The following is a 14,573-nucleotide window of genomic DNA, read 5'->3' as shown; positions in this document are numbered from 1 at the left end:
GGATTGCGTAAGGCTTGACCGATTAGTACGTTACTATGTGTGCAATCGGAGTGCAACCAGCTATACACCGATGATGAGAGAATGGATTGGGCAGTTCAAATATCGTGGAAATGAAAAGTATGGCTCCTTGCTGGGCGAGATCATGAATCGAGCCTATCAGGCGATGAGGTATGAGTTTGCAAGTCTTAAACATTCTCGTTTCAAGCAATCTTTGTGGAGTGTGGATGTAGTGACCTGTGTCCCGGTAAGTGAGAAGAGGCTGACAGAGCGAGGCTTCAATCAGGCTCAGATCTTGGCAGAAGAGATTGCTAGGAGGAATAAGCTCCCCTTCCTATCTTTACTTGCTCGTCCACAAGATACAGGCAAACAAAGTTTTAAATCCAAAAAGGAACGCATGAACACCATGAATAATGCGTTTTCTGTCCACCCCAATATGGCGAATTTGATGAAGTCTTTTATTTTAAAAACTGAATCTCAATGTGTTACGGAGAACAAGCTTTCCGTTACCGTTTTGCTTGTAGATGATATTTATACAACGGGGAGCACATTGCAGGCGTGTGCACGTGTTTTGAGAGAAAAGGCATTAGAGCAAGGAATACATTTGACTATTTTTTGCCTGACCTTAGCAAGATCATAAGTCTAAATATCTAGTATTTTCCATGAAATTTTGCTTGAAACTATGAAAAAGAGGTTATAACTCTCTTGAAAGTAGGATTAAATGATAGAGTAAAAGTCTTTTAAGCCGTACAATCAGCAGGATTTGACAACGAGCTAGAGAGAGGTATATAATAAAAAGTATAGAGACAAACAAAAAGTAAGGAAGTGAGGGATGAAAACAGAATATTTCAATTTAGAGGTTGATTTTTTTGGAAAAGAGGAGTACAATTTCTATCTGTTGATAGCTAACATGATTGGTAATAAGTGATTAGCTAATGACTAAAGAGCGGACATTGGGAGTGTCTCGCTCAGTAGTAAAGCAGTTAATTAAAATTTAAAGTTAAAAAGAGGAGAGAACAAAATCATGAAAAACGTAATGAAAAAAGTAGCAGTTTCTAGCATGTTGGCAGTTAGTTTAGGTGCAGTGTCTTTGTTGAGTCCACTTGCTACAGGTCAAGTATTGGCGAAATCTGGTTCAGATTACGAAAAACAACAATTGGAAGACCAAATCATGAGAGAGCAACAAGAAGCGGCACAAAAAGCATTTGAAGCTAAGTTCTTTAAAACTGAAACTACTGAGAACGAAGCAACTACAACACCTGCTCAATCGACAACAGAGAACAACAATCAAGCAACAACTACAAAACCAGCAACGACTACAACTGAAACACCAGCAACTGTAAATACAATCACTGTAAATGTTCAAGAGGGCGACACATTGGCTTCTATCGCTGAAAAATACGGTGTGACTGTTGAAGAACTGGTTAAAATCAATAACCTGGTTAAAGTAGGCCAAGAACTGCAAGTGCCGCAAACAAACACAAATAAATAATTATCATTATAAATGTATAATGAAATGTGTTTTTTAAACCAAGCGTTTGACTATAGTATACGGGAAGGCCTCTATTAAAACAATGCTTTTTTGAATAATTAATTGTGAAATAGCTTGTTTATTTGGGCTGCAAATTTCCACTGATGCATCTAGCTTGATTTCAATATGTTATAAGTTGAGATGATGTTAGGTCTATGAGATTTATGAATACCCACACTCCATGTGCGGAGCATTCGTATGGGCGCCGTTCCCCCGGATTTAGAGGATTTCCTTGATGTCATTCGGGGCACAGGTGAACATGAATTCTTCTGAGGATTGTTTCGCCCGGTTTTTCCCTCATCTTGATAATTTCTACCTTTACTCATATTCATATATAGCTATTACAATTGTATAATGAAGCGCTATTCCCGAAAATAACTGGAATGGCGCTTATTTTATTTTCTATCTAAAGTACGGTGTAATGTTTGACGATAAATAGATACATGCACTAGGCTGAGCTATTAGCCTTCATGGGCTTTCTTTATTTTTATGTCATTGCATATTGATGCATATAAATATAGAGAAAATTTTGCTGATGGATCATTCTCTCTTTTACTTTTAATATGATAACTTATAAGATGTGCAATTGTGTAAAATCTGAAAATCCTTTTTTGAAATATTTGCTAGACGAGGCTCTTCATTATAAGTTAATGTAAGGATAAAAGTAATTAAAGATCGGAAATTGGAAAGGGGCGCTACAGAGGATGAATTTGGATAACTGTCCTCGCTGTGGAAAGCTGTTTATTAAGAATGTCAGGGGAATCTGTCAGAACTGTATTAAAGAAATTGAAATTGAATACGAACGTTGTGTCAAACATATACGTGAAAATAAGGGCATTCATATGCATGAGCTTTCAGAGGCTACTGAGGTATCTGTAAAGCAAATCACGACATTTATACGTGAGGGACGTATTTCCATTGCTAATGCGCCCAATATGACGTATCCTTGCGAGGTATGCGGGATACCGATTCGTGAAGGGCATATGTGCGATTCTTGTCGAACACGTCTGACTAAAGACCTGCATCAGGCTGTACGCGACAGTAGTAATCAGGATCAAAGTAATAATATGGGCTTAGGTACCTACAGCGCGATTGATAAACTTCGTGGAAAGTAGTACAGGGGAATTAAAAACGCATTCAGCTATTCAAAAAGTTTCAAATACCGCCGATAATCTTTATAGAGCTTATCGGTTTTTTTATTTTTAGCAACATGCACAAAATAAAGAAGTGAGGCATAATACGAACCATGTTCGACGCTATGTCGTCTGATACATTCTGACCATATCAAATAACTAAGGAAGGTGGAAGTTATGAAAATTAACGAGACCAACCGCATCGGAGCTATTAATCCATATCAGCGAAATATTGAAACAGGACGTCAAGAGGAGCTTAAGAAGTCCCGCCGCAAGGATGAGGTTTCGATTTCTCCGGAAGCAATGGAAATGCTGAACCGCAGCAGTGATGCAGACCGTGTTAAGAAAATTCAGGAGCTTAAGCAGCAAGTAGCTTCTGGAACCTATCGTGTGGATGCCGATAAAATTGCAGAGAAGCTGTTACCTTACTTCAAGCAGTCTTCTGAAAGCTAGGTGAAGGAATATGCCTTTAGAGCGATTGATTGATGTGCTGGAGCAACTTAGAGAGGCTCACGAGCAGTTGATTACATTAGGGAATCAAAAAAAAGAAGCACTGATATCAAATAAGGTAGATCAGCTCATTCTAGTCATGAACCAGGAATCGAAGATGTCCAGACACATTGAACAGCTGGATGAGCGACGCCTGCAGGCAGCATATGAATTTTTGCAGGAACGTGGTATTAAGTCTAAGTTGAATCTCAATATTACGGAGTTGTCTCGTCTTGTGTTTGATGTAGAAGACAAGCAGCGCCTCCTTCAAATTCAAAAAAAACTAGCGGATACGCTTGTAGAATTGAAAAAATTAAATGAGTTGAATCAACAGCTTATACAACAGGCGCTTTCCTATATTGATTTTTCTATTGAGAGTATGTCATATTATGCGGAATCTGAAGCGGTCTATCAGCGTCCAGCTGACAAAAGCACCTCTACTGTACGAGCGGGACTATTTGATACACGCGCCTAATTGAAGGAGGAAAACATGGTCTCAACATTTCATGGTATAGAAACAGCGAAAAGAAGCTTAAACACACAAACGGCAGCACTTAATACAACCGGACACAATATCTCAAACGCCAACACAGCTGGTTACTCCAGACAAGTGGTTAGTATGAAGGCCTCGGATTCTATGGAAGCCTACGGTTTGAATCGTTCCGTTGTACGAGGTCAAATGGGTACAGGGGTTGAATTCACTGCTATTGAGCGCGTCCGTCAGACTTTTCTGGACGATCAGTATCGTAATGAAAGTTCTTCTCAAGGTGGATGGGACATCCGTTATGACACACTGAACAAGCTTGAGACCATTATGAATGAACCTTCCGATACAGGTATTCGTAAGGTCATGGATAATTTTTGGGATTCATGGTCCGATCTGAGCCAAGACCCTCAGGATGTCACGAATCGCAAAATTGTAAAAGAGACTACGCTTGCTCTGACAGATGCGCTGAACCAGGCTAGCAAGCAACTGGATGCACTCAGTTCTGATTTGACTAATAACGTTACATTAAAAACATCTGAGATGAATTCGTTATTGCAGTCTATAGCGGACCTGAATGGTAATATTTACAAGTTGGAACAACTTGGGGATAATCCAAATGACTTGCGTGATCAGCGGGATTATGCAGTTGATAAGTTGTCCAAGCTTGCAAATGTGCAGGTAACTCAGCTGGATAACGGTTATCAGGTAACGGTGGCAGGACAGATAGCTGTGGCTGGCACAGAGGTAACTGCTATTACGGCGGCTGGCCTTGAGGCTGCATATCAAGGTGGAGCGTTAACTGATGGCGAAGTGTACGGTATGATTTTATCCAGAGATAAATATGTAGCAGATTACAAAACTCAGATGGACCAGTTAGCTAATACGCTGGCGAATGGTAACATTGAAATTACTTTGCCTGCAGGTACAGTTCTGCCTGAGGGAACGGTACTAAATTCAGGTGTCAACAATGCAGCAGTGACTTACTCAAATGCGAATAACAACAGAACCTTGACCGCGGATTTGAAAGTGACTGTACAAGGGATTAATGGACTCCATCAATTGGGATACACACTCAGTGGCATAACTCCAGAAAAGGGAGGAGTGTTTTTTACCTCGAAAGATGGAGCTGCTATTACAGCCGGTAACATTACGCTGAATAAGGATATTCAAGATGATCCCAATAAAATTGCCAGTTCTTTGCGTGTAGATGGAACGGGAACGGCTAATGAAAAGGTAACTGTAGGTAACAATGCTTTGGCATTGTCTATGGCGAGCCTAAAAAATGTGAAGTTTGGTTTTAATACAACTCAAGCCCAATCTACTACGGTAGATGACTTCTTCAGTTCAATTGTTGGACAATTAGGTGTCCAAACCCAGGAAGCAGAGCGTCAATCGAAAAATGCACAGCTGTTGACCGAGCAAGTGGACTTGAACCGCCAATCCGTCAGCGGGGTGTCGCTTGATGAAGAAATGTCAAACATGATCAAGTTCCAACATGCTTATAGTGCAGCTTCCCGGTTCATGACAACTTTTGATCAACTGTTGGAAAAGCTGATTAATGGTACAGGTCGCGTAGGTCTCTAGTATAATGAGAAGGTGGAGTAAGCCATGCCAATTCGAGTGACTTCAGGGATGACTAATATGCAATTGCTCAGTAACCTGAATCGAAATAATAGTAATATGGGTAAAATGGAGAATCAGATTTCGACTGGTCGTAAGCTGAACAAGCCTTCAGATGACCCAGTGGGGGTAACTTATGCGCTACGTTACAGAGCTGAGTTAGCTTCTAATGAACAATACAAGACGAACTCAGATGCGGCTGTTAGCTGGTTGGATTTCACTGATACAACCATGCAACAAGCCAGTGATGTAATGAAGCGTCTTAAAGAGTTGACAGTACAGGCTTCAAGTGAAACGCTTCCTCAATCTGGATTGGATTCAATTAAACTGGAAGTTGATCAGTTAAAAGAACAAATGATGAATATTGGTAACAGCCAGCTTCGTGGGAAGTATGTTTTTAATGGACAAAATTATGATCAGATGCCGTATCAGCTATCTGCTACGGTAACAAGTTATGATCAGATTAATCCGGATCAAGGCGCTGTCAGCTATGCAGTTGGAGACCAAGATGCATTTCGGGTAAATACGTCCGGTAGCGATTTCTTTGGGAAATCTACAGATGCTGATAATGTTTTTAAGGTCATGGATGCTATATCTTCTGCACTAAGCAGCGGAAATAGTACAGCAATATCGAGTCAACTTTCAAGTATCGAATCCCGCTTTACTAAAATGCAAACAAGTTTGTCTGAAGTGGGTGCACGTACGAATCGAGTTGAACTGATACAATCCCGTTTGGAAGAGCGAAATTTAAATTTGACGACACTTCAAGCTAAAACGGAAGATGCGGATGTTGCTAGTCTGATGATTCAGGCTACATCTGCCCAAACCATTTATGAGGCTGCCCTGAAATCATCAGCTAAGATCATGCAGCCATCCCTGATGGACTTTATGAGCTGATTTTTATCTTTGACATTTATAATTTGAAGCTATGGACGAGTGGTCCGTAGCTTTTTTGTTACTATATATAGGAGGAGTTACTTATGACCCCAGAACAGAAATTAGATGAAGAGAACCAAGATAAAAATACTAGTCTTTATGTGTTTCCGAAAGGAATACCAGGATTTGAACAACTTCGGGAATTTCAGCTACAGGAGCATAATGAATTATTTAGTCTTTTCAGTGCAGTAGAGCAGCCAGCTACTATTTTTATCACCGTAAATCCATTTGATTTCTTTGAAGATTATGAATTTGAGTTATCTGATGATGCTCTAGAGGATATTGGGATTACAAGTCAGGAACAGATATCAGTACGATGTATTTGTACATGGAATAGTGATCAGTCTAAAACGACGGTTAATTTGCTTGCACCTTTAATTTTTAACATTGAACAACAAATAGGAAAGCAGATTGTTTTGCAAAATACGAACTATACAATTAAGCATCCCTTATGGAATGAAATAGAGTCCAGCAAAGGCGGTGAGTCCTAATGCTGGTTTTAACACGTAAAAAGGGTGAATCCATTGTAATTCAGAATGATATTGTCATTACAGTTCTTTCTGTTGAAGGAGATAATGTTAAGATCGGTATTTCTGCTCCTAAGGATATCGATATTTACCGAAAAGAAGTCTTTGATGCTATTCAGCAAAATAATCAAATTGCTGTTATGGATTCGAATGCTATTCAAAATGCAATGTTGGAAATGAATAAGAGAAAGTCCTGATTAAACAATAATAGTAGTGCACATTCATTGAGAAAGGCCGACACGAGTAAAGTGTAGGCCTTTGTTTTATACTTATTCATCTGGAACAGTGCTTGATATAATCATGTATTCCACTTTTATCACCTGGGTGATTGTTTGATGGTTAAGTCAGGTGTGAACAGGTTGGAATAGGGCAAGGTCATCGTATAAAATGTTGGTTTTAAATCGAAATAACCGAGTCGTAAACCTCTAGGAAAATATTTTTAAAAAAAGCCGGAATGCTATAAACAATTCTAGCCTAAGGGTCGATATATAGTTTAGAGCGGTAATTCTTCAGGGCGGCCGACCTGTGAAGACGCTTATACCACAAGGACGTGGGAATCAAACCATTTCAGGGAGGAAATTTAAAATGATTATCAATCACAATTTACCTGCAGTAAATACACACCGTAACATGCAATTGAACAACACGGCAGCAAGCAAAAACATGGAAAAATTGTCTTCAGGTCTGCGTATCAACCGTGCAGCTGATGATGCTGCGGGTCTCTCCATTTCCGAAAAAATGCGCGGTCAAATCCGTGGTCTGGAACAAGCACAACGTAACGTTCAAGACGGTATCTCTTTCGCACAAACAGCTGAGGGTGCAATGAACGAAGTATCCTCCATGTTGACTCGTATGAAAGAACTGAGCGTTCAACAACTCAATGATACTTACAGCGCTGGCGATAAATCTAACATCAAAGCTGAGCTTGGTCAATTGGGCGGTCAAATTGATGCAATCCTGTCCAACACTAAATTCAACGGTATTGCGATTTCCGGTGGAAGCGTTAAAATCCAAGCTGATGATAACGCGTTCGTTCTCACTGTTAAAGGTATCGATTCCACTCAAATTCGTGGTCTTACTTCTGGAGTAACTTTGTCTGCTACAACAAATGCAATTGAAAAAGTTGCTAAGCAACGTGCTAACTTGGGTGCTATGCAAAACCGTATGGAATACACTTCCAACAACTTGGGCACAACTGTAGAAAACCTGACAGCTTCCGAATCCCGTATTCGTGACACTGACATGGCTAAAGAAATGGTTGCTCTGTCCAAAAACAACATCTTGCTACAAGCTTCCCAATCAATGCTGTCACAAGCAAACTCCGCGCCACAAGGCGTACTGTCGTTGCTTCGTTAATTTTAAACGACAGCCGTTACAAAAAAAGATCCTGCTTCTTGCAGGATCTTTTTTTGTTTTATTTTAGTTTTTTTCGTAAATAATTGTACGCATTTTACCGATATATAATGTATTAGCTTTTCAAATATAGAACGGTTTTATTGTATCTAAAAAATATTAATGGAGGTTATTCTGTGGATTCGATGATCCCCCCTAGCACTGGAAGTCATTTGCCGGTTCAGCCATCAGCTGGAGTAAAACATGAAGCTCCTTCAGATGCCGAAACAAATTATTCTGCTGTACAAGATGCTATTCAAACAACCAATAGAGGTGGTACCGGTCAGAAGCAACCATCACATGAGGAAGCAGTTTTGGAGTTACAGAAAGTAATTGATGCTATACAAGGCCCACAGAAGACGTTTGAGATCTCTGTGCATGAAAAGACGCATGCAATCATGATAAAGGTGATGAACAAGGAAACGGGCGATTTGATTCGTGAGGTACCCCCCGAGAAAATTCTGGATATAGCAGCCAGAATGATGGAAATTGCAGGAATCATTATCGATAAGAAAGTATAGGAGGACATACAATTATGGTAACTAGAATAAGTGGCCTTGCCTCAGGCATGGATATTGATGCAGCAGTTAAAAAGCTGATGACTGCTGAGCGTGTACCTCTCGATAAGCTGACTCAACAAAAGCAGCTAATGGAATGGAAACGAGAAAACTATCGTGAGTCCAGTACTAAAATTGTTTCATTTCTACAAGATAAACTGACGACATTAAGCCGCACTGCTTCAATGAATCCGCAGAAAGTGACAGTAACGGGAAATAGTGACGCGTTGACTGCATCGGCTTCATCGTCTGCCAGTGGAGTATTGGATATCTCGGTAACCAATCTCGCTACTGCCGCAAGATCCGTCTCAGACAGCTCATGGTCTGAAAAGGCAAGCACTGAGCTTGCCTTTGCCGATGGGGCAGCTCGTACGGTTCAGGTTGGTGGGACCACTATTGATGTAGATGCAAACGAAACCATTGAATCGTTTGTCAAAAAAATTAATGATAACAGCAAGACAGGAGTAACTGCCCTGTATGATGCCAAATCTGGTTTGTCGTTAACAAGTAAAACCACCGGTTCCCAAGCATTCAATATCGATGCTCAAATTAGTAGTGAGTTTAAACTGTCTTCAACGAATGGAACCGATGCTGTGCTAAAGGTAAATGGACTTGAAGTCAAAAAGTCATCAAATAATTTTATAATTAATGGAATTGATATTACACTGAAGACAGCTGGTGGTGCTGCGACAAGGATCGAAGCTACCAAAGACACCGATAAGATTGTGGAAAATATTCAAAGTTTTGTCGATGCTTATAATGATGTTCTCGCTACACTCAATGGCAAGGTTAGTGAGGAGAGATATAAAAAATACGCTCCGCTTACAACGGAACAAAGAGCCGCTATGAGCGATGATGAAGCCAAGCTCTGGACAACCAAGGCCAAGAGTGGCATGCTTAGAAACGATCCTATCCTGCAGGATACATTATCTGAGATGCGTAGTGCCATGATTCAAGGTGTAGACATCGGCAGAGTTGATGCAAATGGTAAGAATAAACCCTTAATGATGTCTGAGCTTGGGATCACTACGGGTACGTATGATACCAAAGGCAAGCTTATTCTGGATGCAGACAAATTGCGCGCAGCGGTTGAAAAAGATCCAGATGTTATCTCGAATTTTTTTGGGAAGCAGGACCCAAGTACCCTATTAACAAATAAATATACACAACAAGATGGTATTCTTGCTAAACTTAAAAAGATTTCGAATACTTCACTTCAAAGAATGGCCGATACAGCGGGTACTTCAAAAGTAAGTAAGGAACTAACAGCTTCATTTCTTACTACGAGCACAATGGGAGAGCAATTGTCGAGTCTGGACCGCCGAATCAGTAATATGACAAGCCGTCTAACGATGATTGAGACTAACTATTACAAAAAATTCACTGCGATGGAGACGGCAATAAGCAAATATAATACTACATCTTCGAGTCTTACAGGCATGTCGTCATAAAGGAGGTTTTACAATTGATCAATACACCCTATCAGAAATACCGGCAGACTCAAGCGCAAACTGCATCCAAGCCTAAATTGCTGATTATGCTGTACGATGGGGCTATTCGTTTCGTTCGTGCGGGAATTGAGGGTATAGAGAATAAGGATAACGAGAAAGCGAATAATAATTTGTGTAAAGCGCAAGCTATTGTACATGAGTTAATATCTGCGTTGAATTTTGAGTATCCAATATCCCATGACTTATTGCGAGTGTATGAATATATGCTGCATGAGCTGATTGAGGCGAATGTTCACAAGATAGCCGCTCCTGCACAGGAGGTGCTGGAACATTTGACTGACCTACGGGAGGCTTGGCTGGAAGCCGCGAAAATGCCTGGTGTAGTTGGTAGTGTGTGATGGCAGATCCTAATATGCAAGTACTCCTTGAAGAACTGCAACATAAGACAGAAGTAGTGTTGGTTAATCTTCTGAATTTAAATGAGGAAGAATTTGAACAGTTTGCAGATCAAAGACAGCGCATTGTAGAACAGATGCAGCCCTATCAACTATCATTAACGGAACATGATAAGCAGAAAATCCGTAATATACTAAGCAACGATTCTATAATTTTGCAGCGTATGCAAGCACTTAAGGATGAAGCAGGCCACTGGATGGAGAAACGTGGAGCCATTCGTGTGCAGCAGCATGCTTACCAGCAAGCTTATTCTGTAGACAGTTTGTTTATTGATCATCGCAAATAAAAAATGCTTTATGGAGCGTACCCCCTATTCGATTTAGAATGGGGGGATTTTTGTGAAAAGGTTCATTCCATTAAGAGTAAATCCGATATACTAATTAACAAATATTAATGTGAAACGGTGGTATTACCTTGTCTCAACTACAAATAAACCATACAATTCTAGAGCAAAGGTTCCCTCATGTTGCAACCAAAATAAATAGTTTGCTGAATGATGACTTATCTATACCTTTGTTTACTGAGCCCTTTGAAAGGGATATCGCTTGGCTCAATGCTGTCGATGGATCTATTGGAAATGGTAAGATTATTTTTGTATATGGGTTTGAAAGGGGGCTCAGTATTGCTGACCTCCTCGAATTGTATCCGAACCACTGGTTGTTTGTATACGAGCCGGATGAGCAGTTGTTTCGGAAGGCAGTAACGGATTATGACCTCAGTCTTTTACTGGGACATCCCAATTTGTACTGGTTATCGGTTGGCCAATCTCAGCTCAATATGATGTTTCATATGTTAAGTAGTTATATGCTGGAAGATTTGGGGTTTATCGCACTGCGCAAGTATCTATCAGATGATATGAATTTATTGCGTGAAGTAAAGGAACAATTTCAGGAATATCGTCAGAGCTTCCTGGTAGATAAACATACAGAGAATCGTTTTCGAGAAGAATGGACTCGGAATTATCTATATCACCTTTCTGATGTGTTATACACTCCTTCCATTGAGCGACTTTTTTATGCTTTTAAGGGTGCAACGGTGGTTGTTGTATCATCGGGACCATCGTTACAAGAAGATATCGAATGGTTGAAAAAATTACGTCCTCATGTACTGATTATTTCAGCAGGCTCCAGTATTCAGGCTTTAGTAAAGCATGGAATACAGCCTCACCTTGCTGTCATTATGGATGGACATCCAGTCAATAAGAAAATCTTTGCTTCTTCTGTAACAAGGGAGCAGCCTTTATTGTTTACCTCCTCATCTTATTATGAAATCTCTGATCAGAACTGTGCAGAGAAAATTCATAGTATTATGAAAAGTGATGCTGTATCTCAGTATTTCTTTGGACTCAGTAAAGAGGAACTCTTTATATCCCCCACAGAAACGGTTGCAGGAACGGCTATTCAAGCAGCAGCATGTTTAGGGGCTAAACGGATCATACTTGCAGGTCAGGATTTGTCGTTCCCTGATAACAAATTTTACGCAGATGGAATTGAACATTTTGCAGCCGAAGCTACTGATAAGACAGTGCAAGAAGCGCCTAAGAAAGTACTGAATGTAAAGGGAACATACAATACTACAGATGAGAGTTTCTCTTTGATGAAGGATGGACTCGAAAATCTCATTACGGCCCTTCCGAGAATCGAATTCGTTAATTCAAGCCGCAATGGTGCAGTGATTGAGGGTGCTCCTTTCAATCCCATGGAAGAGATGTATAAATTGTTAGCTTCAGAATCTGTTCATCCTGATGCAATTACCGATTTGATAAATGAAAAAAATGTTGCTGTTGATATGAATAAGGTGCAGGATGTTAGAGATAAGCTGATAGCGACACGTGAGGACCTTTCCAATGTACGCTCTGAGATTGCAGCCATTCACAAGCTTATGAATAAATTACGCGAGTTTAGCCGAACTAAACCGGCAAAGGCTCAAAATATGATGGAATCCATAGAGCAGATGTGGGGATTGATTGCCAACAGGAACTGGTTCTCACCTATATTTGAGTCCATTATGCCTATCGAAATTGCGCGTTTTGATCAGGTGCTTCCTGTGATTGTGACAGAACATCAGTTGACTCGTAAGTCTGATTTAATTTATGAGCACGTTGGTAAGATTTTAAAGGATATTACAACACAAATCCCAATACTTGAAGAAATGTTTTCGGAATCGATTTGCCGTTTAGATAAAAAAACAGATAGGGATGCAGTGGTCCATAAAAATATATAAATTAATCGTTTTACACTCTGGAGGTCATTATGTTTACCAACAAGATTGTATTGGTTACGGGCGGCACAGGTTCGATTGGAAGCGAAATTGTACGTATTATTTTGTCGTATAACCCTAAAGCCTTACGGATTTTTAGCAGGGATGAGAGCAAGCAGTTTGATCTGTTGCAGGAATTAAAAGAATATACGAATATCCGTTATCTGATCGGTGATATCAGGGACAAGCAAAGACTGAGTTATGCTATGGAGGATGTGGATTATATTTTTCATGCTGCTGCTCTCAAACATGTGCCTGCATGCGAGTATAACCCTATGGAAGCAGTGAAAACGAATGTTATTGGTGTACAGAATTTAATTGAGACGGCTATTGAGCATAATGTAGAAAAAGTAGTAGCCATCAGCACAGATAAAGTGGTAAACCCAACGAATACGATGGGAGCTACGAAGCTGCTATCAGAGCGTTTGATTTCTGCCGCCAACTTGTATAAAGGGAGCAAACGTACCATTTTCTCCTGTGTCCGCTTTGGAAATGTTATGGGATCTAGGGGCTCCGTTATTCCATTATTCCGGGATCAGATTGCTAAAGGGATACCGGTGACGGTCACACATGCAGAGATGACTCGGTTTATGATGTCTATTCCCCAAGCCGCTCAATTGGTCATAGATGCGGCGCATTATTCGCAAGGTGGAGAAGTATTTGTACTGAAAATGCCGATTCTCAAAATTACGGATTTGGCCCAATGCTTGGTTGATTCGTATGAAGAGGCAGTTGGTAAACCCTATCGTGGAGAAATCATTGAGACCGGAATCCGGCCGGGAGAAAAGCTATATGAGGAACTCATGACGCTTGAGGAATCGGAAAGAGCGTTGGAGAATGGACAAATGTATATCATTCCTTCGTTATTTCATACCGCAGAGCAAGATTATGAAGGATTTCAAAGGGCAATTCGTCAAGAATATTCTTCGATGACTGCACCACAGATTTTCCCGAAAGCCATTCGGGAGCTTATTGAACAGAACGGATTGGGCTTCACAAAAGGTATTGTATGATGAGCAATCACAAATGTTTGGCGATTATTCCTGCGCGGGGTGGATCAAAAGGTTTACCCGGTAAAAACATAAGATTGTTACATGATAAACCGCTCATTCAATATAGCATTGAAGCCGCGCTAAACAGTGGTTGTGTAGACGAAGTTATAGTTTCAACGGATAGTAAAGAGATTGCTTATGTGTCAGGCCAAGCTGGAGCGGCTGTTCCGTTTATAAGGCCCGATGAACTGGCTACCGATGAAGCTAAAAGTATTGATGTATTGAAGCATGCAGTTGAATTTTATGAGCAGACGCAAAATCAATTTTTTGATGTTATTATGCTGCTGCAGCCCACATCTCCACTGCGAAATGCTATGGACATTAAAGAGGCATATAAAATATTTTTAGATCATCAGGCTGATTCACTTCAAAGTGTCACTTTGTCTGGAGTGCAACCCTATCTACTAAGGGAAATGGATAACGGTCGGCTTACGCCCTACCTGAAAGGTGAACGGGAGCATTTGAGGAGACAAGATCTGAAAGAACTACATGCTCTAAACGGAGCCATCTATATCGTAAAAAGAAATCTGTTGATGAATAGTGACACTCTGGTTGGTCCTAATAATTGTGGCTACATTATGCCTAAAGAACGATCTATTGACATAGATGACGAGTTTGATTTAAAAATGGCAGAGTTTTTTGGGAGAGAATCCAATCACAAGGAATCCTTGCAGTAGGAGGGAGGG

17 protein-coding genes are annotated in these 14,573 nt (G+C 40.4%); all 17 read left to right on the top strand.

Annotation, left to right across the window (positions count from 1 at the left end; genetic code table 11):
* Window positions 1–70: 70 nt before the first annotated feature.
* The 17 genes from AOU00_RS10205 to AOU00_RS10125 all read left to right on the top strand — a co-directional run bounded on the left by AOU00_RS10205 (window position 71) and on the right by AOU00_RS10125 (window position 14,564).
* Window positions 71–637: a ComF family protein gene (locus AOU00_RS10205; RefSeq protein ID WP_061829911.1), complete on the top strand. Its 567-nt coding sequence runs from the start codon at window positions 71–73 to the stop codon at window positions 635–637.
* 384 nt (window positions 638–1,021) lie between these two features.
* Window positions 1,022–1,489, top strand: coding sequence for a LysM peptidoglycan-binding domain-containing protein (locus tag AOU00_RS10200; protein WP_061829912.1), 468 nt, complete (start codon window positions 1,022–1,024; stop codon window positions 1,487–1,489).
* A gap of 743 nt (window positions 1,490–2,232) precedes the next feature.
* Window positions 2,233–2,643: a TIGR03826 family flagellar region protein gene (locus AOU00_RS10195; protein WP_069290530.1), complete on the top strand. Its 411-nt coding sequence runs from the start codon at window positions 2,233–2,235 to the stop codon at window positions 2,641–2,643.
* A 195-nt stretch (window positions 2,644–2,838) separates the two neighbouring features.
* Window positions 2,839–3,114, top strand: coding sequence for a flagellar biosynthesis anti-sigma factor FlgM (gene flgM / locus AOU00_RS10190; RefSeq protein ID WP_039271505.1), 276 nt, complete (start codon window positions 2,839–2,841; stop codon window positions 3,112–3,114).
* A gap of 10 nt (window positions 3,115–3,124) precedes the next feature.
* Window positions 3,125–3,625, top strand: a complete 501-nt coding sequence (locus tag AOU00_RS10185) for a flagellar protein FlgN (RefSeq protein WP_061829914.1) — start codon at window positions 3,125–3,127, stop codon at window positions 3,623–3,625.
* A 15-nt stretch (window positions 3,626–3,640) separates the two neighbouring features.
* Complete coding sequence (flgK, locus tag AOU00_RS10180; protein ID WP_061829915.1) at window positions 3,641–5,221, top strand: flagellar hook-associated protein FlgK; 1,581 nt, start codon at window positions 3,641–3,643, stop codon at window positions 5,219–5,221.
* A gap of 24 nt (window positions 5,222–5,245) precedes the next feature.
* Complete coding sequence (gene flgL / locus AOU00_RS10175; RefSeq protein ID WP_061829916.1) at window positions 5,246–6,154, top strand: flagellar hook-associated protein FlgL; 909 nt, start codon at window positions 5,246–5,248, stop codon at window positions 6,152–6,154.
* 83 nt (window positions 6,155–6,237) lie between these two features.
* Window positions 6,238–6,684 (top strand): flagellar assembly protein FliW, encoded by a 447-nt coding sequence (locus tag AOU00_RS10170; RefSeq protein ID WP_061829917.1) that lies wholly within the window; start codon window positions 6,238–6,240, stop codon window positions 6,682–6,684.
* Window positions 6,684–6,917 carry a carbon storage regulator CsrA gene (csrA, locus tag AOU00_RS10165; protein ID WP_061829918.1) on the top strand — a complete coding sequence of 78 codons (234 nt, stop codon included), beginning with the start codon at window positions 6,684–6,686 and terminating at the stop codon, window positions 6,915–6,917. The genes AOU00_RS10170 and csrA overlap by 1 nt, the downstream gene beginning before the upstream one ends.
* A 388-nt stretch (window positions 6,918–7,305) precedes the next feature.
* Window positions 7,306–8,076, top strand: coding sequence for a flagellin N-terminal helical domain-containing protein (locus tag AOU00_RS10160; protein WP_061829919.1), 771 nt, complete (start codon window positions 7,306–7,308; stop codon window positions 8,074–8,076).
* 173 nt (window positions 8,077–8,249) lie between these two features.
* Window positions 8,250–8,633: a flagellar protein FlaG gene (locus tag AOU00_RS10155; RefSeq protein WP_061829920.1), complete on the top strand. Its 384-nt coding sequence runs from the start codon at window positions 8,250–8,252 to the stop codon at window positions 8,631–8,633.
* Between the two features lie 14 nt (window positions 8,634–8,647).
* Complete coding sequence (fliD, locus tag AOU00_RS10150) at window positions 8,648–10,120, top strand: flagellar filament capping protein FliD (RefSeq protein ID WP_061829921.1); 1,473 nt, start codon at window positions 8,648–8,650, stop codon at window positions 10,118–10,120.
* 14 nt (window positions 10,121–10,134) lie between these two features.
* A complete protein-coding gene (fliS, locus tag AOU00_RS10145; RefSeq protein ID WP_061829922.1) occupies window positions 10,135–10,518 on the top strand; it encodes a flagellar export chaperone FliS in 384 nt (127 codons plus the stop codon).
* A complete protein-coding gene (locus tag AOU00_RS10140; protein ID WP_061829923.1) occupies window positions 10,518–10,862 on the top strand; it encodes a hypothetical protein in 345 nt (114 codons plus the stop codon). Before fliS ends, AOU00_RS10140 begins: the two co-directional genes overlap by 1 nt.
* A 128-nt stretch (window positions 10,863–10,990) precedes the next feature.
* Complete coding sequence (locus tag AOU00_RS10135; RefSeq protein WP_081112448.1) at window positions 10,991–12,799, top strand: motility associated factor glycosyltransferase family protein; 1,809 nt, start codon at window positions 10,991–10,993, stop codon at window positions 12,797–12,799.
* A gap of 29 nt (window positions 12,800–12,828) precedes the next feature.
* Complete coding sequence (locus AOU00_RS10130; RefSeq protein ID WP_061829925.1) at window positions 12,829–13,848, top strand: UDP-N-acetylglucosamine 4,6-dehydratase family protein; 1,020 nt, start codon at window positions 12,829–12,831, stop codon at window positions 13,846–13,848.
* Window positions 13,848–14,564, top strand: coding sequence for an acylneuraminate cytidylyltransferase family protein (locus tag AOU00_RS10125; RefSeq protein WP_069292031.1), 717 nt, complete (start codon window positions 13,848–13,850; stop codon window positions 14,562–14,564). The genes AOU00_RS10130 and AOU00_RS10125 overlap by 1 nt, the downstream gene beginning before the upstream one ends.
* Window positions 14,565–14,573 lie beyond the last annotated feature (9 nt).

Source organism: Paenibacillus polymyxa (genome assembly GCF_001719045.1).
GTDB classification, from domain to species: Bacteria; Bacillota; Bacilli; order Paenibacillales; family Paenibacillaceae; genus Paenibacillus; species Paenibacillus polymyxa_B.
The sequence above is the reverse complement of the archived record's forward strand: the minus strand, read 5'-3'. Positions and strand labels throughout refer to the sequence as shown.

What these genes read in the sequence shown, in the direction of transcription:
- AOU00_RS10205 (WP_061829911.1), top strand. Translation starts at nt 71, where the DNA reads ATGATGAGAGAATGGATTGGGCAGTTCAAATATCGTGGAAATGAAAAG.
- AOU00_RS10200 (WP_061829912.1), top strand. Translation starts at nt 1,022, where the DNA reads ATGAAAAACGTAATGAAAAAAGTAGCAGTTTCTAGCATGTTGGCAGTT.
- AOU00_RS10195 (WP_069290530.1), top strand. Translation starts at nt 2,233, where the DNA reads ATGAATTTGGATAACTGTCCTCGCTGTGGAAAGCTGTTTATTAAGAAT.
- flgM (WP_039271505.1), top strand. Translation starts at nt 2,839, where the DNA reads ATGAAAATTAACGAGACCAACCGCATCGGAGCTATTAATCCATATCAG.
- AOU00_RS10185 (WP_061829914.1), top strand. Translation starts at nt 3,125, where the DNA reads ATGCCTTTAGAGCGATTGATTGATGTGCTGGAGCAACTTAGAGAGGCT.
- flgK (WP_061829915.1), top strand. Translation starts at nt 3,641, where the DNA reads ATGGTCTCAACATTTCATGGTATAGAAACAGCGAAAAGAAGCTTAAAC.
- flgL (WP_061829916.1), top strand. Translation starts at nt 5,246, where the DNA reads ATGCCAATTCGAGTGACTTCAGGGATGACTAATATGCAATTGCTCAGT.
- AOU00_RS10170 (WP_061829917.1), top strand. Translation starts at nt 6,238, where the DNA reads ATGACCCCAGAACAGAAATTAGATGAAGAGAACCAAGATAAAAATACT.
- csrA (WP_061829918.1), top strand. Translation starts at nt 6,684, where the DNA reads ATGCTGGTTTTAACACGTAAAAAGGGTGAATCCATTGTAATTCAGAAT.
- AOU00_RS10160 (WP_061829919.1), top strand. Translation starts at nt 7,306, where the DNA reads ATGATTATCAATCACAATTTACCTGCAGTAAATACACACCGTAACATG.
- fliD (WP_061829921.1), top strand. Translation starts at nt 8,648, where the DNA reads ATGGTAACTAGAATAAGTGGCCTTGCCTCAGGCATGGATATTGATGCA.
- AOU00_RS10140 (WP_061829923.1), top strand. Translation starts at nt 10,518, where the DNA reads ATGGCAGATCCTAATATGCAAGTACTCCTTGAAGAACTGCAACATAAG.
- AOU00_RS10130 (WP_061829925.1), top strand. Translation starts at nt 12,829, where the DNA reads ATGTTTACCAACAAGATTGTATTGGTTACGGGCGGCACAGGTTCGATT.
- AOU00_RS10125 (WP_069292031.1), top strand. Translation starts at nt 13,848, where the DNA reads ATGAGCAATCACAAATGTTTGGCGATTATTCCTGCGCGGGGTGGATCA.